Genomic DNA, 24,185 nt, shown 5'->3' with positions numbered 1-24,185 from the left:
ACAGTGCACCCTGGGGGGAACCGTGGAACCTGGGCGCTTCACCTCGCGTTGATAGCTTTGGGCGGCCACCCCCGCCGCATCGCCCTCTCACCCTCAGGAGTCCCGAACCGTGACGACGCTTGCGCTCGGACCTAGCTGGCTGGATCCGGATTACCTCCTGAACACGTTCGGGGTCTGGGGTCTGCTCGCGATCGTCTTCGCCGAGTCGGGTCTGCTCATCGGCTTCTTCCTGCCGGGCGACTCGCTGCTGTTCACGACGGGGCTGCTGATCACGACGAAGCAGCTCGACTTCCCGCTCTGGCTCTGCGTCGTCCTCATCTGCATCGCCGCGATCCTCGGCGACCAGGCGGGCTACCTCTTCGGCAAGAAGGTCGGACCCTCCCTCTTCAACCGCCCGGACTCCAAGCTGTTCAAGCAGGAGAACGTGGTCAAGGCCCACGAGTTCTTCGAGAAGTACGGCCCGAAGTCCCTGGTCCTGGCCCGCTTCGTGCCCATCGTGCGGACGTTCACGCCGATCATCGCGGGCGTCAGCGGCATGCGGTACCGCTCGTTCATCACGTTCAACATCATCGGCGGCGTCCTGTGGGGCGCGGGCGTGACGATGCTCGGCGCCTGGCTGGGCAACGTCGACTTCGTGCACAAGAACATCGAGGCGATCCTCATCCTGATCGTCCTGATCTCGGTGGTGCCGATCGCGATCGAGTTCCTGCGGGCGCGCAGCAAGTCCAAGAAGGCCGCCGCGGCCGAGGGCGAGACCCCCGGTGCGGCCCCGGCCTCCCGCGGCCGGCACGCCAAGCGCTAGCGCGGAAGCCGGTGGGACCCGGGGTCAGAAGCCTCGGGTCCGCTTCGCCGCACGGCGGTTCGCCGCGGTGGTCGCGCCCGGGATCTTGAGGATCATGCGCGAGACCTCGCTGCCCAGGTTCACGCCGATCGCGATGGCCAGCGCCGTCGCCGCCGCCTTGGTGAGCGAGTTGATGCCCGTGTTCATGTCGTTCTGGGCAAGGGCCAGCAGACCGAAGTACGTCGCGCTACCGGGCAGCAGCGGGCCGATGGCCGCGGTGACGTACGGCAGTGAAGAAGCGAAGCGGTAGCGCGAGAAGAGCTGGCCGAACAGGCCCACGAGCCCGGCGGCTACGGCCGTCGCCGCCACCGGCGAGAGCGCGATCGACGTCTGGGCGAGCGCCCCGTACATGACCCAGGCGATGCCGCCGTTCAGGGTCACGATGAGCACGGTGTGACGTTCCTGCTGGAGCAGTATCGCGAAGGCGAGACTCAGCGCCATCGACGCCAGGATCTGGATCACCGGGCGCGAATCGGTCGCCACGAACGCCGTCTCGGGCTGCAGGCTCGTCGCGTCGAGCATCACGCCGAGCGACAGGACGAGCAGCACGCCGCAGACGATGCCCACGACGAGATAGCAGACCTCCAGGAGGCGGGCGGCCGCCGTGATGTAGTAGCCGGTCAGACCGTCCTGGACACCGGCCACCAGGGCCCGCCCCGGGATCAGGGCGAACAGCCCACCGGTGATCACCGCGGAGGCGTTGACCTCCTGCGAGTGCACGAGGCTGAGCGTGACGCCCATCGCGGCGGGCGGCATCGCGGCGCCCACGAACTGGTAGAACTCCGGCAGCCCGCGGCCCGCGCACAGCCAGGCGAGCCGGTCGCCGAGCATCGCGCCGAACGCCGCGACCAGGAAGACCAGGGCGCCACCGCCGACGAGCACGGAGGCCGAGCCCGCGAGCAGCCCGCCGGCCGCGGTGAGCGCCCAGCCGGGGTAGGGGTGGCGGTTACGGCGGATCGCAGCCAGACGGCGGTAGGCCTCCTCCAGGGAGACGTCGATGTCCGTGTCGCTGATGTCGTCCACCAGCTGGAAGACCGCCGCCAGACGGGTGTAGTCGGTGCCCCGGCGGCGTACCGTCCTGGAGGCCGTGACCGGATCGTCCACCAGCGAGGGCTGGTGCGAGATCGACAGGAGCGTGAACGTGACGGTGGGCTCGCAGCGGTCGAGGCCGTAACTGCGGCAGACGGCGAACATCGCCGCCTCCACGTCCTCGGCGCCCTCGCCGCCCGCAAGGAGCAGCTCGCCGATACGCAGCGTCAGGTCGAGCACGCGCGGCACGGCGGGACCGGACTCGTCCTCGTGCTTCTGCGAGGCCTCCGGAGTGGGCCGTTCGGCGACCGGCATGCGCAGCATCGTGCGCATCTGGTCCTGCCAGGGCGTCTCCTTGGTGAGTTTCACCAGGGGTATGCCGTGCGGTGGCGTGAAGGCCGGCGGGGCGTTGCGGGAGCTGTAGGTGTGCGGCGTGGTGAACGCCGACTTCTCCGTCTCCTGTGTGGTCGACGAAGGATTCGGCAGACCGGTCGGGATCGCGAACTCGGAGGTCGTCTGCGACTCGTCCTCGGGCGCCGGTGGCTGCTGCATCACGCCGGTGGGCTGAGTGAACGCACTCCGTGCCTCGTCCGACTGTGGCTTGCGGTCTTCGGCCTCCTGGTCAGCCACTTTCACTGCCTCGCTCCCACATACGTACCTTGTGCACCTCCAGTACGAACAGTATGCGCACAGATACGCGAACGGGCCGCGTGGTCCTGGTGAAGATCACGCGGCCCGCTCAGAGGCACTGCGGGGATGCAGGGGCACTCAGTGGCCCTGGGCCTCCGCGCGCTTGTACGACTTCTCGATCTCGGCCTCGGCGTCCGCGCGGCCGACCCAGTCGGCGCCCTCGACGGACTTGCCGGGCTCCAGGTCCTTGTAGACCTCGAAGAAGTGCTGGATCTCCAGGCGGTCGAACTCGGAGACGTGGTGGATGTCGCGCAGGTGCTCCACGCGCGGGTCGGACGCCGGTACGCAGAGCAGCTTGTCGTCGCCGCCCGCCTCGTCGGTCATCCGGAACATGCCGATCGCGCGGCACTTGATGAGGCAGCCCGGGAAGGTCGGCTCGTCCAGGATGACGAGGGCGTCCAGCGGGTCACCGTCCTCGCCGAGGGTGTTCTCGACGAATCCGTAGTCAGCGGGGTAGCTGGTCGACGTGAAGAGGCGACGGTCCAAGCGGATCCGGCCGGTCTCGTGGTCCACCTCGTACTTGTTCCGCGAACCCTTCGGAATCTCGATGGTGACGTCGAACTCCACGGGTGGCTCCTCCATGATCAGCACATACTTCGGGTGGTTAAGTGTCCCTCACGCAGATGTGTGATCGCGAAAGGGGCTGGTCGTCGTGCCCGAGCTCAAGCCTTGGCAGCAGACCCGGCAGCAGGTTCGGGGGCTGTTGCGGCAGCTTCCCAAGCCTCCGGCGCCCAAGATCCCTGCCGCTCTCAGAACTCCGGTGAAGCTCAAGACCTGGCAGCTCACGGCGGGTGCCGCCACCGTCGGACTCGCGATCGCGGCCGGTGCGGTGGCCGCGGCCGGCCCCTGGGACTCCTCCGGTCAGCGTACGGCCGAGCGGGACTGGGCGGCCTCCCAGGAGGCCGGGGGTGGCACAGATCACGGCGGTCGTACGTCCGGACGGGCGCCCGCGGCCCCTCCGAGTGCCCCGTCCGTGCTCAGAGGGCTCGGGGTGCCCGCGGGGTCCGCGCACGGCGGCTCGGCGCCCGCTCCGGACGCCAAGGCGCTCGCGGGCGTCCTCGACCCGCTCCTGAAGGCCGGGGCGCTCGGCCCCGAGCGCTCGGCGGTCGTGATCGACGCGGGCACCGGGCGGCAGGTCTACGGCAGGGGCGGCGGCGACGCCCTCACGCCCGCGTCCACCACCAAGATCGCCACGGCGGTCGCGGCGCTGACCTCGGCGGGGGCGGATCACCGCATCACCACGAAGACGGTCATCGAGCCGGACTCGAAGGAGGTCGTCCTGGTCGGAGGCGGCGACCCCACGCTCACCGCCCGCAAGGACGGCCCCTACGCGGGAAGCGCCGCGAGCCTGCGCGAGCTGGCCGAGGACACCGCGCGCGCCCTGAAGGACCGCGGCGCCGACAAGGTGACCCTGACGTACGACACCTCGCTCTACGCGGGGGAGGCGCAGCACCCCATCGGCCCGAACGAGAACCTCACCCTGGTCAGCGCCCTGATGGCCGACGAGGGCCGCCTCGACGACTCCTCCAGCGGCCCCGCCCCGCGCTCGGGCGACCCGGCGGGCGACGCGGCGAAGAAGTTCGCCGACCTCCTGAAGAAGGAGGGCATCGAGACCGGCACCAAGGACAAGAAGGACCCCGGCCCCTCCAAGGCGAGCGGCGGTGCCGAGTCCCTCGCCAAGGTCGAGTCCCCGCCGCTCTCGGCGCTCGTCGAGCGGATGCTGACGCACAGCGACAACGACATCGCCGAGGCGCTGGCCCGCCAGACGGCGCTCGCCTCGAAGGAGCCGGTGAGCTTCGACGGCGCGGGCAAGGCGATCGACGCCCAGCTCAAGAAGGCGGAGCTGCCGCTTGCCGGGACGAAGTTCGCCGATGGCAGCGGCCTGGACCGCGCCGACCGCAGCTCGGCCGAGCTGCTCGCGGCGCTCCTGGCCCGCGCCGCCGACCCCGCCCACCCCGAACTGCGCTCGGTGGTGACGGGCCTGCCCGTGGCGGGCTTCACGGGCACCCTGGTCGACCGCTACCCCAAGAACTCCCCGGGCACCGGCGTCGTCCGCGCCAAGACCGGCACCCTGACGGGCGTGAACACCCTCGCGGGCACGGTCGTGGACGCGGAGGGCCGCCTCCTGGTCTTCGCCTTCATGACCACGGGCACGACGGACCCCAAGGCGGCCCAGGCGGCACTGGACCAGATGGCATCGGCGGTGGCGAAGTGCGGCTGCCGCTGAACCCCGCCGGGCTTCACCGATTCGGCCCCCTGCCTCCGGCCGGGTCCCACGGAGGCCGCTGAGCTCTGTGGGCCCGGAGATGGGGGCAATCTCGGGGTTCAACCCCCTCCGCGGGCGGGGCCGACCACGTACCGTTGACGCATGACGAGCATCGGTGGTGCGGAGATGGTCGACTGGAATCTCGCGGTGGCGACCGCGACCCGGCTCGTTCGGCCGGGTCCAGAAGTGAGCCGGGACGAGGCGCGGGCCATCGTCGCCGAGCTCCGAAAGCATGCGAAGTCCTCGGAGGAGCACGTCCGTTCCTTCACCGGGATGGGCACGGAGGACACCCACGACACCCCGGTGCTCGTCGTCGACCGGGCCGGGTGGATCCGGGCGAACGTCGCCGGGTTCCGGGAGATCCTCAAACCCCTTCTGGAGAAGATGCAGGACCGGCGCGGCGGCCCCGGCGGTGCCGTGCTCGGAGCGGTCGGCGGCAAGGTGACCGGCGTGGAGCTGGGGATGCTGCTCTCCTTCCTCGCCTCCCGCGTCCTCGGGCAGTACGAGACCTTCGCCCCGGCCACCCGCGACCTCCCGGCGGGGGAGCACGGCGGCGGCAGGCTCCTCCTGGTGGCCCCGAACATCGTGCACGTCGAGCGCGAACTCGACGTGGACCCCCATGACTTCAGGCTCTGGGTGTGCCTGCACGAGGAGACGCACCGCACCCAGTTCTCCGCCGTGCCCTGGCTGCGGGACCACCTCGAAGGTGAGATCCAGTCGTTTCTCTCGGAGACCGAAGTCGACCCGATGACGGTCCTCGAGCGCATCAGGGAAGCGGCCCAGTCCCTCGCGGGCGGCCGGCCCGAGGGCGAGGAGGACGACGGGGGCCGCTCCATCGTGGAGCTCGTCCAGACCCCCGCCCAGCGCGAGATCCTCGGCCGGCTCACGGCAGTGATGTCGCTCCTGGAGGGCCACGCGGACTTCGTGATGGACGGCGTAGGACCCGACGTGGTGCCTTCCGTCAACGAGATCCGCGAGAAATTCCAGCAGCGCAGGGCCCGCGGGGCGAGCCGCCTTGACCAGGCGCTGCGCAAGCTGCTCGGCCTCGACGCGAAATTGCGCCAATACCGCGACGGCGAGCGTTTCGTGCGCGCGGTCGTCGGCGAGGTCGGTATGGACGGCTTCAACCGGGTCTGGACTTCGCCGAACACGCTGCCCACCAAGTCGGAGATCGCCAAACCGGCGGACTGGGTCGCGCGGGTGCACCGTAAGGGAGAGTGAGGGAAGCAGGGGAGCGAGTTGCGGCCGATGGCAGGAGAACGCCCCCGCAATCACCCGTCCGAGGGACCGTGAGCCATGGGTAGGCGTGCAATGCTCGGGGAACGGCTCGGCTCTGTCACCATCGACACACTCTGAGTGACTAACCTCGTGGGATCTGCCTGAGGCCCGATCTCCCGAGTGTGGTCCTGAGTGACAGGTCCGAGGCTCACCCCCGAACTTCATGAAGGGAACCGGACATGGGTCCCCATCCTGCGGTCGCGGCGATACGCCTGGCGGTCCGCCGCGTACTCCACGACGTACTGACCGACGTACAGCGCACCGACACCCAGCGCGCCGACCTGAGGCGCCCGGAAGCACAGCGCACCCCCGAGCACGTTCCCGCACGCCCCGCTCTCCCCGTTCACTCCGCTCCCCCTCACCCTCCACGCGAGCAGGCCACGTCGCCACTCGTGCTGGTCGCGTGCTCCGGCGGCGCGGACTCCATGGCGCTCGCCTCCGCCCTCGCCTTCGAGGCCCCGAAGCTCGGCATCCGCGCCGGCGGCGTCACCGTCGACCACGGACTGCAGGACGGGTCCGAACTGCGCGCCGCCGAGGTCGTCGTGCGGCTCACCGCCCTCGGCCTGGACCCGATCGAGTCCGTCGCCGTCGACGTCGGCCGGGACGGCGGCCCCGAAGCCGCGGCCCGCGACGCGAGGTACGGCGCACTGGACGCCGTCGCCGAGCGCCACGGCGCCGCCGCGATCCTGCTCGGCCACACCCGCGACGACCAGGCGGAGACCGTCCTGCTCGGCCTCGCCCGTGGCTCCGGCATCCGCTCCCTGTCCGGGATGGCGGCCGTGTCCGGTGGCCCGGGCGCCGACCGCCGCTACCGCCGCCCCTTCCTGCACATCGACCGGCAGACCGCCCGCAAGGCCTGCATGGTCCAGTCGCTGCCGGTCTGGGACGACCCGCACAACACCGACCCCGCCTACACCCGCTCCCGGCTGCGGCACGAAGGCCTGCCCGCCCTGGAGAAGGCGCTCGGCAAGGGCGTCGTGGAAGCACTCGCCCGTACGGCCCAGTTGTCCCGGGATGACGCCGACGCCCTGGACCACTGGGCCGCACAGGCGGAAGCTTCCGTGCGTGACGCCGCGGGACTCCTGGAGTGCGCCAAGCTCTACGCCCTGCCGCCCGCCGTCCGCCGCCGCATCGTGCGCCGCGCCGCCATCGAGGCGGGCGCCCCGGCAGGCGCGCTGTTCGCCCGGCATCTCGAAGAGGTGGACCGGCTGATCACGGGCTGGCGCGGCCAGGGAGCCATCAATCTCCCGGGCAAAGTCGTCGCCCAGCGCCAGGGTGGCAGACTGGTGATCCGGCAAGGCTGTTGACCGAGGGGTCCCCGGGCCCCGCGCAGCCGGTGTGACGGACGACCGAAAGTGATGCGGGTGGACGCGAAAGACATGGGCACCGACCTTCAGTCGGTGCTCATCACCAAGGAAGAGATCGACGCGAAGCTGGCTGAGCTGGCCGCGAAGATCGACGCGGAGTACGCGGGCAAGGACCTGCTGATCGTCGGTGTGCTCAAGGGCGCGGTGATGGTCATGGCGGACCTGGCGCGTGCGCTGTCCACCCCGCTCACCATGGACTGGATGGCCGTGTCGTCTTACGGCGCGGGCACCCAGTCCTCCGGTGTCGTGCGGATCCTCAAGGACCTGGACACCGACATCAAGGGCAAGCACGTCCTGATCGTCGAGGACATCATCGACTCCGGCCTGACGCTGTCGTGGCTGCTCTCCAACCTCGGCTCGCGCGAGCCCGCGTCGCTGAAGGTGTGCACGCTGCTGCGCAAGCCCGAGGCGGCCAAGGTCGCGATCGACGTGGAGTGGGTCGGCTTCGACATCCCGAACGAGTTCGTCATCGGGTACGGCCTGGACTACGCGGAGAAGTACCGCAACCTGCCGTTCGTCGGCACCCTCGCTCCGCACGTCTACGGCGGCTGATCACCGGACCTCCCGGCCAACTCCACGGAGGCGGCCGGGAACCCTCACCCGTTTCCCCGCGTTGAAGCATGCGAAGACGGGTTTGTCAGCCGTCCCGTGCGGCTTCGGGTGACAATGCTGGGGTACCGTCCGAAGAACAGTCTTTATCAAACTCACTATGGCAGGAGGGACGGGGCGTCATCGCTCCGTATGGATGGACGTGAAGCGATACTTCCGTGGGCCAGTCATGTGGATCGTGCTGGCCGTCCTTGCCGTGGTCGTGTTGATGCAGGTCGTCGGTTCGTCCGGCGGCTACAAAACGGTGGACACCGGCCAGGTCGTTCAGGCGATCAACGACAACAAGGTCGAGTCCGCCAAGATCACCACCGGTGACGAGCAGACCATCAAGGTCGAGCTCAAGGATGGCCAGAAGGTCAAGGACAGCAGCAAGATCCAGGCGAGTTACATCGGCGACCAGGGTGTCGCCCTCGCCAAGACCTTGCAGGACAAGTACCAGGACAAGCAGATCCCGGACGGTTACACCGTCTCGCCGTCGAAGCAGAACCCGTTCGTCGGCATCCTGCTCTCCCTGCTCCCCTTCGTACTCATCGTCGTTGTCTTCCTGTTCCTGATGAATCAGATGCAGGGCGGCGGCTCCCGGGTCATGCAGTTCGGGAAGTCCAAGGCCAAGCTGATCACCAAGGACACCCCGAAGACGACGTTCTCCGATGTGGCCGGGTCGGACGAGGCTGTCGAAGAACTCCACGAGATCAAGGAGTTCCTCCAGGAGCCGGCGAAGTTCCAGGCCGTCGGGGCCAAGATTCCCAAGGGCGTACTGCTGTACGGCCCGCCCGGAACGGGCAAGACGCTCCTCGCGCGTGCTGTCGCGGGTGAGGCCGGCGTCCCGTTCTACTCGATCTCCGGTTCCGACTTCGTCGAGATGTTCGTCGGTGTGGGTGCCTCGCGTGTGCGTGACCTCTTCGAGCAGGCCAAGGCGAACGCCCCGGCGATCGTCTTCGTCGACGAGATCGACGCCGTCGGCCGGCACCGCGGTGCCGGTATGGGCGGCGGTCATGACGAGCGCGAGCAGACGCTGAACCAGCTGCTCGTCGAGATGGACGGCTTCGACGTGAAGGGCGGCGTCATTCTGATCGCCGCCACGAACCGTCCCGACATCCTCGACCCGGCGCTCCTGCGCCCCGGCCGTTTCGACCGTCAGATCGCGGTCGACCGCCCGGACATGCAGGGCCGTCTGGAGATCCTCAAGGTTCACCAGAAGGGCAAGCCGGTCGCCCCGGACGTCGACCTCGGTGCGGTGGCCAGGCGTACGCCCGGCTTCACCGGTGCCGACCTGGCGAACGTGCTGAACGAAGCGGCGCTCCTGACGGCGCGCGGTGACAAGAAGCTGGTCGACAACCACTCGCTGGACGAGGCGATCGACCGTGTCGTGGCGGGCCCGCAGAAGCGGACGCGCATCATGTCCGACAAGGAGAAGAAGATCACCGCGTACCACGAGGGCGGACACGCCCTGGTCGCGGCGGCTTCTCCCAACTCGGACCCGGTCCACAAGATCACGATCCTGTCGCGCGGCCGGGCCCTCGGTTACACGATGGTCCTGCCGGACGAGGACAAGTACTCGACCACGCGCAACGAAATGCTCGACCAGCTGGCGTACATGCTGGGCGGGCGCGCGGCCGAGGAGCTCGTCTTCCACGACCCGACGACGGGCGCGGCGAACGACATCGAGAAGGCCACCGCGACCGCACGGGCCATGGTCACGCAGTACGGCATGACCGAGCGGCTCGGCGCGATCAAGTTCGGCGGTGACAACACCGAGCCGTTCCTCGGCCGCGAGATGGGTCACCCGCGCGACTACTCGGAAGAGGTCGCGGCGCTGGTCGACGAAGAGGTCAAGAAGCTCATCGAGACCGCGCACAACGAGGCCTGGGAGATCCTCGTCGAGAACCGCGACGTTCTCGACAACCTGGTCCTCCAGCTCCTTGAGAAGGAGACGCTCAACAAGGAGCAGATCGCCGAGGTCTTCGCCGGCATCGTGAAGCGTCCGGCTCGTCCGGCGTGGACCGGTTCCTCGCGGCGCACGCCCTCGACCCGTCCGCCGGTGCTCTCCCCCCGGGAGCTGTCACTGACGAACGGTTCGAACGGCGCCACCCCCGCGGTCACCGCGGGGCCGACGGACGCGCCGGTCGACGTGACCAAGGAAGACCGCCCCGAGAGCTGATCCCGAGCGCCTCAGCAGGCCCGGAATGGAAGCTGCGCCCCCCTGGTTCTAGCCTGGGGGGCGCAGTTTTTTTCATATGCACTGGTGCGGGATGCTAGGAACGAGGCACACATGACCGACCCCGTGACGCTGGACGGCGAGGGCACGATCGGCGTGTTCGACGAGAAGCGCGCCGAGAACGCCGTGCGCGAGCTGCTGATCGCGGTCGGAGAGGACCCGGACCGCGAGGGCCTGCGGGAGACCCCGGGGCGTGTGGCACGCGCGTACAAGGAGATATTCGGCGGTCTGTGGCTCAAGGCCGAGGACGTCCTGACGACGACGTTCGATCTCGGCCACGACGAGATGGTCCTGGTGAAGGACATCGAGGTGCAGAGCTCGTGTGAGCACCACCTGGTGCCGTTCCACGGCGTCGCGCACGTCGGCTACATCCCGTCGTCCGACGGCAAGATCACCGGTCTGTCCAAGCTCGCCCGCCTCGTGGACGTGTACGCGCGCCGTCCGCAGGTCCAGGAGCGGCTGACCACTCAGGTCGCGGACTCCCTGATGGAGATCCTCGAGCCGCGCGGCGTCATCGTGGTCGTCGAGTGTGAGCACATGTGCATGACCATGCGCGGGGTGCGGAAGCCGGGCGCCAAGACGATCACGTCCGCGGTGCGCGGACAGCTGCGGGACCCCGCCACGCGCAACGAGGCGATGAGCCTGATCATGGCGCGCTAGCGAGCGGGAGCCCCGCCCCGGCGGCCCTAGGCGGCCGGGGCAGCCGTGCCGCCGTTCTCGTCGTCGTCCTCCGGGAGGCGGCAGACCCGCTCCAGGAAGAAGGCGGCCGCTATCACCGCGATGCCCGCCAGTAGCGAGAGACCTGCGTAGATGGCCTGGTCGCGGCGGGACGGGACGTCCAGGTACTCCAGGAGGAAGGCGCCCGTGCCGCCGTACATCCCGGCGACGAGGGCGGCGACCAGGGCGCTCGCCTGGCCGAAGACGACGGCACGCGCGGCCATCATCGGCTCGACGCCCTTCGCGCCGGGGCGCCGCTCGCGCTGTGCGCGCAGCCGGGAGCGCAGGGAGAGCGCCGTGGCCAGCAGCACCGCGGCGATCACCGCGAGCACGATGGGCGCGGCCAGCGGGACCCGCGGCAGGGTGCCCACGGAGTCCCACAGCCGGGCGCCCGCCCAGGACAGCACACCGGCCACCAAGAAGAGGCCGGCCAGCGTCCTGATGCGCAGCTGCTTCACGGATGACCCTTCATCGTCGTACGGATCCGCTTCTCGTCGTGCGGGTCCGATAGACCCTAACGATTACTCGGGCAGGCGGAGTTCCAGGTCGACGCGGGGCGTGACGCCCTCGCGGGTGACCTTGGCGAGCAGGTCGGCGACCGGGCCGCGCCCCGCGAGCTGCGCCTCGGGCTCCACGTCGTGCCAGGGGGCCAGGACGAAGGCACGTTCATGCGCGCGCGGGTGCGGGAGCGTGAGGACCGGGTCGTCCGACACGACGTCCGCGTACGCCACGATGTCGACGTCGATCGTGCGGGCGGCCCAGCGCTCGTCCCGTACGCGGTGGAACGCTTCTTCGATCGCGTGTGCCCGCTCCAGGAGCGAGGAGGGCGGCAGGGTCGTCTTCACGACGACCACCGCGTTGAAGTACGACGGCTGGGTGCCGGGGTCCACGCCCCAGGGCTCCGTCTCGTACACCGGAGAGACGGCCTTGACGCGCAGGCCGGGGGTGTCCTCCAGGGCGTCGATGGCACCCTGCAGCGTCTCCAGGCGGTTGCCGAGATTGCTGCCGAGGGAGATCACGGCGCGTTTGGGGTTGGAAAGGGTGGTGTCGGCGGCGTCGACCTGCTCGACCACGGCGGTGGGCACCGGCTGGACGGTCGGGTCGCTCTGCCCTTGCGTGGAAAACGCGGTCATACTCGGCTCCGGGTGATGGTGACGGTCACGTCGTCGAAGGGGACGGTGATCGGGGCGTCCGGTTTGTGGACGCACACCTCGACCTCCAGGACCCCTTCGTGCTTGAGACACGTCTGGGCGATGCGCTCGGCGAGGGTCTCGATGAGGTCCACCGGATCGCCTTCCACGGCGGCCACGACCTCTTCGGCCACGACGCCGTAGTGCACGGTCTTCGCCAGGTCGTCGTCGGCGGCGGCCGCACGGGTGTCCAGGCCAAGGACCAGGTCCACGATGAAGGTCTGGCCCTCTTCGCGTTCCCGCGGAAAGACACCGTGGTGCCCGCGGGCCTTGAGGCCGCGCAGCGCGACACGATCCACGCGAATCACTCCTGCAATCGTCGTTATCGGCAGGCCTGCACCGAGTGCGGTCGGCACACCGGCCTCGATCGAATCTACCTGCGCGCACTGACAGCTCCTGCCCGCGGGGGCTCCCGGAACCGCACCTACCCACTCAGGAGGGTGACTCCTCGCCCTCTTCGTCGTCGGTTTCCGCCAGTACGGGTGAGGCGTGGTGCGACCAGAGCTTCCATCCGTCGACTGTGCGGCGGAACACATTGGTGGCGACGACGAGCTGGCCGACGAGCGGGCCGAGTTCACCGCCGGCCTCCGGGGGCGGGCCGCCGCTGAGGATGTTCTCCGTGCAGGTCACCAGGGCGGTGTCCCCGGCCACCCCGACGTGCACGTCGGTCAGGAAGAACTGGATGTACTCGGTGTTCGCCATGATCAGCGCGTACGACCTGAGGACCTCGCCGCGGCCCGTGAGGACCGGCCAGCCGGGGTGGACGCAGGAGATCGCGGCCTCGGCACCGTCTTCGGCGGCGTCCTCGTCGTCCCGGCTGTCGGGGTCGTCCGGCTCCGGGGCCGCGCCCGTGTCCAGCCAGATGTCGGAGAGGTCGTCGAAGTCGCCGCGCTCCAGTGCCTCGTAGAAGGCCGTGTTGGCCAGCTCGACCTGTTCGACGTCGGTCCGGGCCCCGGTCACTGAGGACCGCCCGCCGCGCTGGTCACGGCGTGTGCGACACGGACGGCGTCGGCGGTGGCCCGCACCTCGTGCACACGGACCGCCCAGGCGCCCTGGTGGGCGGCGATGGCGGAGACCGCGGCGGTGGCGGCGTCGCGCTCACGGGCGGGCGGCGGCGCGCCCTCGGGGCCCGCGAGGACACGGCCCAGGAAACGCTTGCGGGAGGCGGCGACCAGGATCGGGTGGCCGAGCTCACGGAGGCGGTCGAGGCGGGCCAGGAGCGCCAGGTCGTGCTCGGCGTCCTTGGAGAAGCCGAGGCCGGGGTCGACGACGATGCGCTCGGGGGCGATGCCGCCCTCGATGGCGGCCCGCACGCGCGCGTGGAGCTCGTCGACGACCTCGGAGACCACGTCCTCGTAGACGGGAGTGGCGTGGATGTCGGCGAGGAAGCCGCGCCAGTGCATCACGACGAAGGGCGCCCCGGCGGCGGCCACCGCGGGGACCATGCGCTCGTCGGCGAGGCCGCCGCTGACGTCGTTCACCAGGACGGCGCCCGCGGCGAGCGCCTGCTCGGCCACGGTGGCGCGCATGGTGTCCACGGAGACCGTCACGCCCTCGGCGGCCAGGCCCCGCACGACGGGGACCACGCGCCGCAGCTCCTCGTCCTCGTCCACGCGCGAGGCGCCGGGACGGGTCGACTCACCGCCCACGTCGACCAGGTCGGCGCCCTGGGCAACCAGGTCGATGCCGTGCTTGACGGCGGCCGTGGTGTCGAACCAGCGGCCCCCGTCGGAGAAGGAGTCGGGGGTCACGTTCACGACCCCCATGACCGCACAGCGGCCCCAGTCCGGCAGCCCCTCGACCGATCCCCGCCCGCGCAACGTACTCATGCCTCCAGCCTAGGCCCGTGCGGCCGGGCTCTATGCCGCCTGGACCTCGCGCTCCGTCGCATGGTGCGGGCAGGGGCGGCGCTGCGCGCTCCCCCGGCGCAGGAAGCGGGGCATCGCGAGGGTGACGAAGCCCTCGGCCTGCATGGCGGCGAAGCCGATGCGGGGGAGGTCCTTGGAGGAGCGGTAGACGACGAAGCGGGGCTCCCAGCGGGGGCGGAACTTCGCGTTGAACTTGTACAGGGACTCGATCTGGAACCAGCGGGAGAGGAAGACGAGCAGGCCCCGCCAGGCGCGCAGGACGGGGCCCGCGCCGATCTTCTCGCCGCGGGCGAGGGCCGCGCGGAACATCGCGAAGTTGAGCGAGACGCGGGCGATGCCCAGCTTCGGGGCGGCCTGCAGGGCGGCCACGATGAGCAGCTCGTTCATGCCGGGGTCGGCCGAGCGGTCGCGGCGCATGAGGTCGAGGGAGACGCCGTCCTTGCCCCAGGGGACGAAGTGGAGGACGGCCTTGAGGTCTCCGTAGGCGCCCGGTTCGGCGTCCGCCTTGTGGGCGGTGGCGATCAGACAGTCGCCGTCGTCCGGGTCGCCGATGCGGCCGAGCGCCATCGAGAAGCCGCGTTCGGTGTCGGTGCCGCGCCAGTCGTCGGCGGCGCGCTGTATCCGCTCCAGCTCGCGCTCACCGAGGTCACGCACGCGCCGTACGCGCGTCTCGTAGCCATTGCGCTCGATCCGCTTGACCATCTGGCGTACGTTGCGCATCGCACGCCCGGCCAGGGAGAAATCCGCGACATCCACCACCGCCTCGTCGCCCAGTTCGAGGGCGTCCAGGCCGGTCTCCCGGGTCCAGACCTCGCCACCCGTCTCGGAGCAGCCCATGACGGCGGGCGTCCAGGAGTGGGCCTTCGCCTCGTCCATGAAGCGTTCGATCGCGCCGGGCCACGCCTCCACGTCGCCGATCGGATCACCGCTGGCGAGCATCACTCCGGAGACGACGCGGTAGGTGACCGCGGCCTTGCCGCTGGGGGAGAAGACGGCGCCCTTGTCGCGGCGGAGCGCGAAGTGGCCGAGGGAGTCGCGGGCGCCGTGCTTGTCGAGCAGGGCGCGCAGCTTCGTCTCGTCGTCCTCGGTGAGGCGCGCGGCGGGGTGCTCGGGGCGGAACGCCAGGTAGATGGTGGTGATCGCGGTGAGCAGGCCCAGGGCGCCGAGCGAGCAGGCGACGGTCCAGGACGTACGCCCGTAGTAGTCCACGGGCCCCTCGAAGCCGAACAGGCCGTACAGGACGTGCGCGAGGCGGTCCGTGATGCTCGGGTCGCCGACGACCTTCCCCGGGTGGACGCTTACGATCACCAGGCCGAGGACGAGGGAACCGGCCCCGAGGAGTACGAAGTTGGCCAGCGCACGCCAGCGGCTGCGCGGGTCGGGCAGCGCGGCGAACTCACCGCGATGGCGCAGCAGCAGCGCCAGGAGGGCGAGCGAGATCAGTACCCCGATGACCGAGTGCCGGTACGCGAACTGCGCCACGGCGCCGGCCGGGAGCAGCACCACGGCGGCCCGCCAGGCCCGCCTCTTGTGGCGGCGCAGGCCGTGCGCGAGCAGCAGCAGGAGGACCCCGGAGCTGAGCGCGAGCGCGGCGGCGAAGGGGCCGAGCGCGCCGGGCAGGACCTCGGCGATGGCGTGCATGCGGCTGTTGCGGAAGCGCGGGAAGACACCGGCCGCGACGTTCAGCAGGCCGACGAGGGTGCAGGCGCGGGCGACGAGGGCCGGTACGCCCTCGGGGCTCGGGCCCTGGAGCAGCCGGCCGAGTCTGCCGTCACGGAGCCCGGTACGGCGCCGTCCCTCGGGGCGGTTGCCCTCACTGTCCGGAACCCCACCCGACATTTCCGCATCTATCCTGACAGACATCGCATCCCGTGGTTCTGCGAGAGACCTTGAATCCGGCACCAAAACGGCATCCGGCGACATTGCGCCCTCTAGGACGGTTCTTCAGGGAATCGGGTTCACTCCCGACCGGAAAAACCGCTGGAAAATAACGACGGAACAGGCAGAAAGCGCAGGCAGAACGTCCCATGGGTCTGACGAGCAACAAGCTCCTCACGTTGGCGGTTCTCCTCGCCGTCGTGCTGTTCATCGGCACGGTCTGGTTCTGGCCGCGCCTGGCCCGCCAGTCCTGGCGGGCCGTCACCGGCCGTATCGGTCTCCTCGTCGCCACGCAGCTGGCGATCTTCGCCTCGGTCGGCCTCGCCGCCAATCAGGCGTTCGGCTTCTACGCCACGTGGGCGGATCTCTTCGGCCAGGAGACGAGCCCCGGTGTCGTCGTCGACCACGATCCCGCCAAGGGCGAGACGCCTGTCGACGTGCGCAGCACCCGGGCGGTGAACGTGCCCGGCGGCGGTAAGCCGTCGACCGGCGGCCAGATCCAGAAGGTGGTCGTCAGCGGGAAGGAGGCCGACATAGCGAGCCCGGCGTACGTCTACCTGCCGCCCGAGTACTTCCAGGAGCGGTACAAGAAGCGCACGTTTCCGGTGTCCGTGGTGCTGACCGGCTACCCCGGCACCGCCGAGGCGCTGATCAAGGGCCTGCACTACCCGCAGACCGCTCACTCGGAGGTCAGGCGGGGCAACATGAAGCCGATGATCCTGGTGATGATGCGGCCCACCGTGGCGCCGCCGCGGGACACCGAGTGCGTGGACATCCCCGGTGGCCCGCAGACCGAGACGTTCTTCGCCAAGGACCTGCCCAAGGCCATCTCCGAGCACTACCGGGCGGGCCGCACCGCGGGCAGCTGGGGCGTCATCGGCGACTCCACGGGCGGCTACTGCGCCCTGAAGCTCGCCGTCCACCACCCGGACGTCTACGCCGCGGGGGCCGGCCTCTCCGCGTACTACAAGGCGCCCATCGACGTGACGACGGGTGACCTCTTCCACGGCGACAAGGAGTTGGAGCAGCGCGCCGACCTCATGTGGTACCTCGACCACATGCCGGCGCCCAAGACGTCCCTCCTTGTCACCACCAGCAAACAAGGAGAGGACAACTTCGAGGAGACCGAGAAGTTCATCGGCAAGGTGAAGGCGCCCACCAGGATCTCGTCGATCACGCTCGACAGCGGCGGGCACAACTTCAACACGTGGCGCCGGGAGATCCCCGCGACGCTGGAGTGGATCAGCGGGCGGCTGAACGGCGAGTAGCCCTCCGGCGCCGACCGATCAGTCAGCTCCCGATGGCCGTGATGGTCTCCAACTCGACCTCCCCGCGCGCGATCGCGCGCGCGTCCGCCGCCGTCGACCTGCGCAGCGCCTCGTGCAGCCGGGCCGGGGTGAGGACGCCCAGGAAGCGGCCCTCGCTGTCCTCGTCGATGACCGCGATCCAGCCCGCGTCGTGCTGGAGCATCGTCGCGAACGCCTGCTTCAGGGTGGCGCCCACCGGGAGCCAGGCCTCCATGCGGCGGGCGTGGTCCCGGACCGTCCCCCGGCCGCCGCGGGCGTGCTCGGCGGAGATCCAGCCGTGCAGGTTGTTCTCGCCGTCCAGGACCACGGCCCAGCGGGCGTCCAGCTTCGCGGGCAGCGGGTCGTCCAGGTGCAGGACGGGCGGCTGCTCCAGGTCGCCCTCCTCGATGGGCGTCACCGAGAGGCGCTTGAGGCCGCGGTCCGCGCCGACGAAGTCCGCCACGTAGTCGTTGGCCGGGGCGCCCAGGATCGTCGACGGGGTGTCGAACTGCTCGATGCGCCCATCTCCGTAGACGGCCATGCGGTCGCCGAGACGGACCGCCTCCTCGATGTCGTGCGTGACGAAGAGGACGGTCTTGCGGACGGCCTGCTGGAGGCGGAGGAACTCGTTCTGCAGGTGCTCGCGCACCACGGGGTCGACGGCGCCGAACGGCTCGTCCATCAGGAGCACGGGCGGATCGGCCGCCAGGGCGCGGGCCACGCCCACCCGCTGGCGCTGTCCCCCGGAGAGCTGCTCGGGGTAGCGGTCGCCGAAGGTGGCGGGGTCGAGGCCGACCAGGTCGAGGAGTTCGGCGGCACGCTCGCGGGCCTTGCCGCGCTTCACGCCGAGCAGGTGCGGGACGGTAGCCGTGTTCTCCAGGACCGTCTTGTGCGGGAAGAGGCCGACCTGCTGGATGACGTAGCCGATGCGGCGCCGGAGTTGGACCGGGTCGGTGGTGGATATGTCATCCCCGTCGACATATATCCGGCCCTCGCTCGGCTCGATGAGTCGGTTCACCATCTTCATCGTCGTCGTCTTGCCGCAGCCCGACGGGCCGACGAGCGTGACCAGTTCACCCTCGGCGACCTCGAAGGACAGGTCGTCGACGGCAGTGGTGCCGTCCTCGTACCGCTTGGTGACGTGCTCGAACCGGATCATGATTCCCCATTGTTGCGGGCGTTGTGTAAAGCCCATGTTGCGCCAGTACGACGAGTCTCGGCGATTGTCGGTGCTCCGCGTTAGGGTCGCCAGACGGCCTCAGGAAACGGGACTCGGGGGGAGTGGGGCGGGATGAGCGATCAGAACTGTCTGGTGACGAACGACTGGATCTGCGGGGAGTACGTCCGCTCCCGCAGCCAGGAGCTGATCGACGCCACCGTGCAGCACATCGGCATCACAGCGGCCTCGGTCGCCATCGGTGTCGCCGTCTCGCTGCCGCTCGCGCTGCTCGCGCGGCGCTGGCGCTTCCTCGCGGGCCCGATCCTCGGTGTGACGACCGTGCTGTACACGGTGCCCTCGCTCGCGATGTTCTCTCTCCTGCTGCCCTTCTTCGGGCTCTCGGCCTCGCTGGTCGTCACGGGCCTCGTGCTGTACTCCCTGACGATCCTCGTGCGGAACATCCTGGCGGGGCTCCAGGCCGTGCCGGAGGAGGCACGGGACGCGGCCAGGGGCATGGGGTACGGGCCGGTGCGGCTGCTGTGGGAGGTCGAACTGCCGCTCGCGCTTCCCGCGTTGCTCGCCGGTGTCCGCATCACCACGGTCTCGACGGTGGCGCTCACGACCGTCGGGGCGATCGTGGACTACGGAGGCCTCGGATCCCTGATCCTCGACGGCCTCGACACGACCTTCAAGGCCCAGGTGCTCACCGCGTCCGCGATCTGCGTGCTCCTCGCCGTCGTCGCCGACCTGCTCCTCCTCGCCCTCCAGCGATGGCTGACGCCGTGGACCCGCGTCCGTCGCATACGTACGAAGCGCTCCGCGGGAGCGGAGCGCACGGCCAAGGTGGCTGAACCTGCATGAACGCGATAACCGGCGCGTACGACTGGCTGACCACGGGTGCCAACTGGCAGGGCGAGAAGGGGGTGTGGCACCGCCTCGCCGAGCACCTGTACTTCAGCGGTGTGTGTCTCGCCGTCGCGTGCCTGATCGCGCTGCCGATCGCCCTGTACCTCGGCCACATCGGCAAGGGCGGCGCCCTCGCGGTGAACATCTCGAACATCGGCCGCGCGGTGCCGACGCTCGCGGTGCTCGTGCTGCTCACGCTCACCCCGCTCGGCGAGCACGGGGACATACCGACGCTGATCGCGCTCGTCCTCTTCGCGGTGCCGCCGCTGCTGACCAACGCGTACATCGGGATGCGCGAGGTCGACCGGGCGGTGGTGGAGGCCGCCCGGGGGATGGGTATGAGCGGCCGCCAGCTCTTCGCCCGGGTCGAACTTCCCCTTGCGTACCCCCTGGTCATGACCGGTGTGCGGTCCGCCGGCGTGCAGGTCGTCGCCACGGCGACGCTGGCCGCGATGGCGGGCGAGGGGGGCCTCGGCCGGATCATCACCGCCGGGTTCAACCTGCAGAACACGCCCCAGGTGGTGGCGGGCGCACTCCTCGTGGCGCTGCTCGCGCTCTTCGTGGAGGTGGTGCTCGTCGTGGTGGGGAAGGTCTTCAATCCCATGCGAGGGCGCTCGGGCGTCGCGCAGTGATCTTCAAGTGGCAGTCTGTGGCAGTTTCCAGTGTTTCCAAGTTTCCAAGGGCTTTCGAAATGGTGGTTCACCGATGAACAGCACAACGCGTCGCGCGCGACGGATGGCAGGGGCGGCCGTGGCCGTCGTGGCGCTGACCGCGGGGCTCACCGCGTGCGGCGGGGACAGCCTGGAGAAGGACGGCAAGGGCGGCTCGGACAAAGCGGGCGACAAGGGCAAGATAGTCGTCGGCTCGGCCCGTTTCACCGAGCAGAAGGTGCTCGCCGAGCTCTATGTGGGCGTGCTTGAGGACGCCGGATACGACGCCGAGGTCAAGACCGTCCAGAACCGCGAGGTCTACGAACCCGAGCTGAAGAAGGGCGCGATCGATGTCGCCCCCGAATACGCGGCGACGCTCGCCGAGTTCCTGAACCTCGGCAAGAACGGCCCGAAGGCGAAGCCGGTCGCCTCGAATGACGTGGATGCCACGGTGACCGAGCTGAAGAAGCTCGCCGGACCCCGCGGCCTGAAGGTGCTTCCCGCCGGCGAGGCCGTCGACCAGAACGCGTTCGCGGTGAGCAAGGAATACGCGAAGGAGCACAAGCTCAAGACGCTTTCGGATCTCGGTAAGTCCGGCGAGAAGGTCAAGATCGCCGCGAGTGACGAATGCGAGTCGCGGCCGTTCTGCGCCCCGGGACTGAAGAAGACGTACGGCATCGACGTCGCGGGAATCGACCCCAAGGGCGTCGGCACCACGCAGTCCAAGCAGGCCGTGAAGAACCGCACGGACCAGGTGGTGCTGACCACGACCACCGACGCGACGCTCGACAGCTTCGGTCTGGTGGCCCTTGAGGACGACAAGAAGCTGCAGAACGCGGACAACATCCTTCCGGTTGTGAACGCGAAGGAAGCGGGCGACAAGGAGATAGCCGACGCGCTCGGGAAGCTGACCAAGACCCTGACGACGGAAGATCTCGCGGAACTCGACCGGAAGGTCGATGTGGAGCGGCAGAAGGAAGCCGATGTCGCCAGGGAGTATCTGGAGTCGAAGGGATTGATCAAGAAGTAGCGCGTCCGGAGGGGCCATCCTCGAAGTGACTCGGCCGAAAGTGGAGTTGAGTGACCGAAGAGGAGCGACAAGGGTGGGGAGTTAGCGCTGTGACGCTGTCATTTTGGCGGGCGGGGCACCATAGTTCGCCTACGCGCGGTAAGTTTCTGGCCATGCCACGTGGACGTCACCGCCATTCCCCACCCTTGCACAGGCTGCTGCCGCCCTCGACGGTCGCAGGGATCTCCGTTGTCTGCGCCGGCGGCGCCTGGCTGTTCGCGGAACCCGTCGTGCTCCGCGGCCTGGTCGCCGCCGCGGCCGCTGCCGCCGTCGTGGGCTCGGTCGTCATGCGCCGCTGGGACCTGGCGGCGGGCAGACGCGTCGCCGAGCTGGGCCGGGCCCGCAAGAGCGACGAGTGGCGCTATGAGGAACGCATAGCCGAGTGCGAGTCCGATCTCGACGAGTCCCGCGAGCTGCGGGGCCGCCTGGAGACGAAGCTGCGTTCCAAGCGGGCCGAGCTCGCCGCCATGCGGAACGAGCACGCGGCCCTGCTGCGGCGGTACGCCACCGCGGAGACCGAGCGGGCCAGCGCCCTTGAGGGGCGGCGGCTGCTCGCCATAGAGGCGTCCACCCCGGCGCGCGCACTGCCGCCGGCCCCCGTTCCCGCCGCGGCTCCGGCGCCCGCCCCGGTGCCGGCTCCGGCCGAGGCCGCGGCTCCCGTCGTGTGGCCGGGGGCGAGCACGCCTCCGTCGCTGTACGACCGTGCGAACGCCGCGCTCGACCGGCTCGCGCCGAGGCCTTCCGCCGTACGGAAGCCTGCCGCCGCACCGAAGTCTTCTGTCACGCCGAAGTCTTCCGCCACGCCGGAACCTTCCGACGGCGCCACGGACGGGGACGAAGCGCGGGGGAAGTCCGGGGCGGCCGAGGGGTACGGCGGGCATGAGCGCGCGGTCGCCGTCGCGCCGCCCGCGCAGAGGCGACGCCGGACCGCCCAGGGCGGCTTCGACTTCTTCGGCACGAAGAGCGAGGCGACCGCCGGGGCACTGGAGTCCGTACAGAACGTGGACCTCGCGGACGTGGTGGGCGAGGAGGCACTCGCCGTGCACAAGGCGGAGTCCGAGGCCGAGTTCAAGAAGGCGCCGGAAGGCGCCGCCGAGGGCGTGGGCCAGGTCATCGACCTGACGGCACACGACGAGACCGAGCAGATCGACGTCGCCGGGCTGCGGACGGCGCTGCGGGCGTAGTGCCGCTCCCCGTAGGGGCTGGCTGACCCCCGCCCCCGCCCCCGCCCCCGCGCCGGAGGCCCGGGGCCCGCGTCACGCCATCCAGCGGTCCGGCCGTGCCGTCCTGCGCCCCGTACGGGACCTCTCCGCCTGCGCGGACAGCAGCGCGACCGCCTCGTCGGCGGGACGCAGCCGCGCCGTCACCGTCTTGTCGGCCCCCGTGTCGACGTGCACGTCCGCCACGCCCTTGAACCGCTCCCAGGGCCCCTGCGTGAGCCGCACGCTCTGCACCTTCGCGTGCGGCACCAGGGACAGGCGGCGGCGCAGAAGACCGTGCCGCGCCGCGAACACCGTGTCCGTCACCGTCAGGCCGTACCCCTTCCACCACACCGGAAGGCACCACGCGGCCCGCGCGGGAGGGCGGATCAGCTCGGTCGCGGCGGGCACCCGGACGCCCGGCAGGATCCGCGCGATCACGGACTCCGCGACCTCGCGCGGCGCGACCGGGAGCAGCACGCCGTTCGACGAGCCCGCCACGTCCAGTTCCACCCGCACCCAGCCCTGCCGCCGCCACAGCCACGGCTCCACGACGCGCACCGTCTGCACCCGCCCCGGCGGCACCGTCTCGTGCGCCTTGTCGAGCAGCCCGTGGTCGATGCGCAGGCCGTCGGGGGACTCGCCCACCTTCCAGTCGTACTCCCCGATGAACCGCCCCACACTGCTGGCGAACGCGCCGCCCAGCATGGGCAGTCCGGTCGCCAGGACCGTCCACAGGTTGTGGGTGGCGAACCACAGGAGGGGCGGCACGATGAGCGTGGCGACGAGCATGCCCCACGTCGTGCCGGTCAGCAGCAGGGAGATCGCGAGCATCCGCGGCTGGACGTGCACCAGGCCGTTGACCGGCGCCTCGCCGACCTCGCGTGCCGTCTCGGGTGCGAAACCGGCCGCACGCGCGAGGAGCTCGGCCCGCAGTACGGAGGCCTCCTCCTCGCCCAGATAGGCCAGTTCGTCCTTCTTCTCCGTCCCGACGACGTCCAGCTTGAGCTTGGCGACGCCCGCGATGCGGGCCGCGAGCGGCTGCGTCACGTCCACGGCCTGGAGCCGGTCCAGCCGGATGTGAGCGGTGCGCCGGAAGATCAGGCCGGTGCGGATGCGCAGTTCGGTGTCGGTGACGGCGAAGTGCGTGAACCACCAGCTCATGAAGCCGTAGACGGCGCCGCCCAGGAGGACGACGGCGATCCCCGCGAGCAGTTGGGTCACGGGGAGCTCGGAGACCCGCTGCTGCGTGCCGTTCGGGTCGTGCACCGCGAAGCCCACGACGACCGCGACCGGCGCCCAGGCCCTGCGCAGGGGCGTGACGGGGTGCAGGCGCCTCTCCCGCAGGTCCTCGGTGCCCGGGGCGCGTTCCTCCCCCGCCACCTCCTGTACGCCGCTCACAGCCCCGCCGAGCGGGCCTCGCCCAGCTCGGTGAGCCGGTCGCGCAGCCGCTCGGCCTCCTCGGGGATGAGGCCGGGGATCCGCGCGTCCGTGGCGGCGGCCGCCGTGTGCAGCTGCACGCTGGCCAGGCCGAAGTGCCGCTCCACGGGCCCCGATGTCACCTCGACGAGCTGCATCCGGCCGTACGGGACGATGGTCTCCTCGCGCCAGAGCACGCCCCGGCTGATCAGGAGGTCGTCGGCCCGTTCCGCGTACCGCCACGAGCGCCAGTTGCGCCCCAGCATCGGCCAGCCCCACACCACGAGGGCGAGCGGAACGGCCGCGAAGGCCGCCCACACCGGGCCGGCGAAGATCCACAGGAGCACCCCGACGGCCACCGCGAGCGGCACAAGCCACACCACGAGGAGGAGCCGCCGCATCCGCAGCAGGTCCCGTGGCAGCCCGGTCCACACCGGCTCCGCGTCTGAATCTCCCGGCTGCGCCGGCCGTGCCGGTCCCGCCGGTCGTGGCGTCGACGTTTCCATGCCTCAAGCGTACGTAGCCGAGGTGACGGTCGCGTATGAG

Annotated in this window: 23 protein-coding genes; 12 read left to right on the top strand and 11 right to left on the bottom strand. The window is 70.3% G+C overall.

The genetic code is table 11. The annotated features are described in order from the left end of the window. Window positions 1–109 precede the first annotated feature (109 nt). On the top strand, window positions 110–802 hold the full coding sequence (locus OG302_RS19695) for a DedA family protein (protein WP_371527978.1): 693 nt from the start codon (window positions 110–112) through the stop codon (window positions 800–802). Between the two features lie 24 nt (window positions 803–826). Here OG302_RS19695 and OG302_RS19690 read toward each other — a convergent pair whose 3' ends face one another. Next, window positions 827–2,500, bottom strand: coding sequence for a threonine/serine exporter ThrE family protein (locus tag OG302_RS19690; RefSeq protein ID WP_371527977.1), 1,674 nt, complete (start codon window positions 2,498–2,500; stop codon window positions 827–829). 138 nt (window positions 2,501–2,638) lie between these two features. Next, window positions 2,639–3,127: an inorganic diphosphatase gene (locus OG302_RS19685; protein WP_135330561.1), complete on the bottom strand. Its 489-nt coding sequence runs from the start codon at window positions 3,125–3,127 to the stop codon at window positions 2,639–2,641. An 85-nt stretch (window positions 3,128–3,212) separates the two neighbouring features. Between OG302_RS19685 and dacB the strand changes: the two genes are divergently transcribed. The 6 genes from dacB to folE all read left to right on the top strand — a co-directional run bounded on the left by dacB (window position 3,213) and on the right by folE (window position 10,958). Then, on the top strand, window positions 3,213–4,787 hold the full coding sequence (gene dacB, locus OG302_RS19680; protein ID WP_371527976.1) for a D-alanyl-D-alanine carboxypeptidase/D-alanyl-D-alanine-endopeptidase: 1,575 nt from the start codon (window positions 3,213–3,215) through the stop codon (window positions 4,785–4,787). Between the two features lie 141 nt (window positions 4,788–4,928). Next, window positions 4,929–6,047, top strand: coding sequence for a zinc-dependent metalloprotease (locus OG302_RS19675; protein ID WP_371527975.1), 1,119 nt, complete (start codon window positions 4,929–4,931; stop codon window positions 6,045–6,047). Between the two features lie 236 nt (window positions 6,048–6,283). Next, on the top strand, window positions 6,284–7,411 hold the full coding sequence (gene tilS / locus OG302_RS19670) for a tRNA lysidine(34) synthetase TilS (RefSeq protein ID WP_371527974.1): 1,128 nt from the start codon (window positions 6,284–6,286) through the stop codon (window positions 7,409–7,411). Between the two features lie 51 nt (window positions 7,412–7,462). Continuing rightward, complete coding sequence (gene hpt / locus OG302_RS19665) at window positions 7,463–8,023, top strand: hypoxanthine phosphoribosyltransferase (protein ID WP_135330538.1); 561 nt, start codon at window positions 7,463–7,465, stop codon at window positions 8,021–8,023. A 193-nt stretch (window positions 8,024–8,216) separates the two neighbouring features. Then, window positions 8,217–10,241: an ATP-dependent zinc metalloprotease FtsH gene (gene ftsH, locus OG302_RS19660; RefSeq protein WP_371527973.1), complete on the top strand. Its 2,025-nt coding sequence runs from the start codon at window positions 8,217–8,219 to the stop codon at window positions 10,239–10,241. A 111-nt stretch (window positions 10,242–10,352) separates the two neighbouring features. Further along, the gene (gene folE / locus OG302_RS19655) at window positions 10,353–10,958 is read left to right on the top strand and encodes a GTP cyclohydrolase I FolE (protein WP_344522535.1); all 606 of its coding nucleotides are present in this window, start codon (window positions 10,353–10,355) and stop codon (window positions 10,956–10,958) included. A gap of 26 nt (window positions 10,959–10,984) precedes the next feature. On the opposite strand, the gene OG302_RS19650 is transcribed toward folE, so the two are convergent. From OG302_RS19650 to OG302_RS19625, 6 genes are all read right to left on the bottom strand, one after another. Beyond that, the gene (locus OG302_RS19650) at window positions 10,985–11,473 is read right to left on the bottom strand and encodes a DUF3180 domain-containing protein (protein WP_371527972.1); all 489 of its coding nucleotides are present in this window, start codon (window positions 11,471–11,473) and stop codon (window positions 10,985–10,987) included. 63 nt (window positions 11,474–11,536) lie between these two features. Continuing rightward, the gene (gene folK / locus OG302_RS19645; protein WP_371527971.1) at window positions 11,537–12,148 is read right to left on the bottom strand and encodes a 2-amino-4-hydroxy-6-hydroxymethyldihydropteridine diphosphokinase; all 612 of its coding nucleotides are present in this window, start codon (window positions 12,146–12,148) and stop codon (window positions 11,537–11,539) included. After that, window positions 12,145–12,504: a dihydroneopterin aldolase gene (gene folB, locus OG302_RS19640; RefSeq protein WP_160506392.1), complete on the bottom strand. Its 360-nt coding sequence runs from the start codon at window positions 12,502–12,504 to the stop codon at window positions 12,145–12,147. Before folB ends, folK begins: the two co-directional genes overlap by 4 nt. Window positions 12,505–12,637: 133 nt before the next feature. Beyond that, window positions 12,638–13,165, bottom strand: coding sequence for a nuclear transport factor 2 family protein (locus OG302_RS19635; RefSeq protein ID WP_371527970.1), 528 nt, complete (start codon window positions 13,163–13,165; stop codon window positions 12,638–12,640). Continuing rightward, on the bottom strand, window positions 13,162–14,034 hold the full coding sequence (gene folP / locus OG302_RS19630) for a dihydropteroate synthase (protein ID WP_371527969.1): 873 nt from the start codon (window positions 14,032–14,034) through the stop codon (window positions 13,162–13,164). Before folP ends, OG302_RS19635 begins: the two co-directional genes overlap by 4 nt. Before the next feature lie 30 nt (window positions 14,035–14,064). Then, window positions 14,065–15,912 (bottom strand): phosphatidylglycerol lysyltransferase domain-containing protein, encoded by a 1,848-nt coding sequence (locus tag OG302_RS19625; protein WP_371527968.1) that lies wholly within the window; start codon window positions 15,910–15,912, stop codon window positions 14,065–14,067. Window positions 15,913–16,100: 188 nt separating this feature from the next. On the opposite strand from OG302_RS19625, the gene OG302_RS19620 reads away from it, so the two are divergent. Next, the gene (locus OG302_RS19620) at window positions 16,101–17,219 is read left to right on the top strand and encodes an alpha/beta hydrolase (RefSeq protein WP_371527967.1); all 1,119 of its coding nucleotides are present in this window, start codon (window positions 16,101–16,103) and stop codon (window positions 17,217–17,219) included. 22 nt (window positions 17,220–17,241) lie between these two features. Here the strand turns inward: OG302_RS19620 and OG302_RS19615 are convergent, their stop codons facing one another. Then, window positions 17,242–18,396: an ABC transporter ATP-binding protein gene (locus tag OG302_RS19615; protein WP_371527966.1), complete on the bottom strand. Its 1,155-nt coding sequence runs from the start codon at window positions 18,394–18,396 to the stop codon at window positions 17,242–17,244. A gap of 132 nt (window positions 18,397–18,528) precedes the next feature. Here OG302_RS19615 and OG302_RS19610 point away from each other — a divergent pair, with 132 nt between their 5' ends. The 4 genes from OG302_RS19610 to OG302_RS19595 all read left to right on the top strand — a co-directional run bounded on the left by OG302_RS19610 (window position 18,529) and on the right by OG302_RS19595 (window position 22,205). Further along, window positions 18,529–19,257 (top strand): ABC transporter permease, encoded by a 729-nt coding sequence (locus OG302_RS19610; RefSeq protein ID WP_371527965.1) that lies wholly within the window; start codon window positions 18,529–18,531, stop codon window positions 19,255–19,257. Beyond that, window positions 19,254–19,934: an ABC transporter permease gene (locus OG302_RS19605; RefSeq protein WP_371527964.1), complete on the top strand. Its 681-nt coding sequence runs from the start codon at window positions 19,254–19,256 to the stop codon at window positions 19,932–19,934. The genes OG302_RS19610 and OG302_RS19605 overlap by 4 nt, the downstream gene beginning before the upstream one ends. Window positions 19,935–20,007: 73 nt before the next feature. Then, entirely contained in the window at window positions 20,008–20,982 is a 975-nt protein-coding gene (locus OG302_RS19600) for an ABC transporter substrate-binding protein (protein ID WP_371527963.1), read from the top strand. A gap of 152 nt (window positions 20,983–21,134) precedes the next feature. Next, window positions 21,135–22,205: a hypothetical protein gene (locus OG302_RS19595; RefSeq protein ID WP_371527962.1), complete on the top strand. Its 1,071-nt coding sequence runs from the start codon at window positions 21,135–21,137 to the stop codon at window positions 22,203–22,205. A 72-nt stretch (window positions 22,206–22,277) separates the two neighbouring features. Here OG302_RS19595 and OG302_RS19590 read toward each other — a convergent pair whose 3' ends face one another. Next, window positions 22,278–23,621, bottom strand: a complete 1,344-nt coding sequence (locus tag OG302_RS19590; protein WP_371527961.1) for a PH domain-containing protein — start codon at window positions 23,619–23,621, stop codon at window positions 22,278–22,280. Next, a complete protein-coding gene (locus OG302_RS19585) occupies window positions 23,618–24,145 on the bottom strand; it encodes a PH domain-containing protein (protein WP_371527960.1) in 528 nt (175 codons plus the stop codon). The genes OG302_RS19590 and OG302_RS19585 overlap by 4 nt, the downstream gene beginning before the upstream one ends. Between the last annotated feature and the right edge of the window lie 40 nt (window positions 24,146–24,185).

It is taken from the genome of Streptomyces sp. NBC_01283, assembly GCF_041435335.1.
Classification (GTDB): domain Bacteria; phylum Actinomycetota; class Actinomycetes; order Streptomycetales; family Streptomycetaceae; genus Streptomyces.
The sequence above is the reverse complement of the archived record's forward strand: the minus strand, read 5'-3'. Positions and strand labels throughout refer to the sequence as shown.

What these genes read in the sequence shown, in the direction of transcription:
- OG302_RS19675 (WP_371527975.1), top strand. Translation starts at nt 4,929, where the DNA reads ATGACGAGCATCGGTGGTGCGGAGATGGTCGACTGGAATCTCGCGGTG.
- tilS (WP_371527974.1), top strand. Translation starts at nt 6,284, where the DNA reads ATGGGTCCCCATCCTGCGGTCGCGGCGATACGCCTGGCGGTCCGCCGC.
- hpt (WP_135330538.1), top strand. Translation starts at nt 7,463, where the DNA reads ATGCGGGTGGACGCGAAAGACATGGGCACCGACCTTCAGTCGGTGCTC.
- ftsH (WP_371527973.1), top strand. Translation starts at nt 8,217, where the DNA reads ATGGACGTGAAGCGATACTTCCGTGGGCCAGTCATGTGGATCGTGCTG.
- folE (WP_344522535.1), top strand. Translation starts at nt 10,353, where the DNA reads ATGACCGACCCCGTGACGCTGGACGGCGAGGGCACGATCGGCGTGTTC.
- folK (WP_371527971.1), bottom strand. Translation starts at nt 12,148, where the DNA reads ATGACCGCGTTTTCCACGCAAGGGCAGAGCGACCCGACCGTCCAGCCG.
- folP (WP_371527969.1), bottom strand. Translation starts at nt 14,034, where the DNA reads ATGAGTACGTTGCGCGGGCGGGGATCGGTCGAGGGGCTGCCGGACTGG.
- OG302_RS19625 (WP_371527968.1), bottom strand. Translation starts at nt 15,912, where the DNA reads ATGTCGGGTGGGGTTCCGGACAGTGAGGGCAACCGCCCCGAGGGACGG.
- OG302_RS19620 (WP_371527967.1), top strand. Translation starts at nt 16,101, where the DNA reads ATGGGTCTGACGAGCAACAAGCTCCTCACGTTGGCGGTTCTCCTCGCC.
- OG302_RS19615 (WP_371527966.1), bottom strand. Translation starts at nt 18,396, where the DNA reads ATGATCCGGTTCGAGCACGTCACCAAGCGGTACGAGGACGGCACCACT.
- OG302_RS19610 (WP_371527965.1), top strand. Translation starts at nt 18,529, where the DNA reads ATGAGCGATCAGAACTGTCTGGTGACGAACGACTGGATCTGCGGGGAG.
- OG302_RS19605 (WP_371527964.1), top strand. Translation starts at nt 19,254, where the DNA reads ATGAACGCGATAACCGGCGCGTACGACTGGCTGACCACGGGTGCCAAC.
- OG302_RS19600 (WP_371527963.1), top strand. Translation starts at nt 20,008, where the DNA reads ATGAACAGCACAACGCGTCGCGCGCGACGGATGGCAGGGGCGGCCGTG.
- OG302_RS19595 (WP_371527962.1), top strand. Translation starts at nt 21,135, where the DNA reads ATGCCACGTGGACGTCACCGCCATTCCCCACCCTTGCACAGGCTGCTG.
- OG302_RS19585 (WP_371527960.1), bottom strand. Translation starts at nt 24,145, where the DNA reads ATGGAAACGTCGACGCCACGACCGGCGGGACCGGCACGGCCGGCGCAG.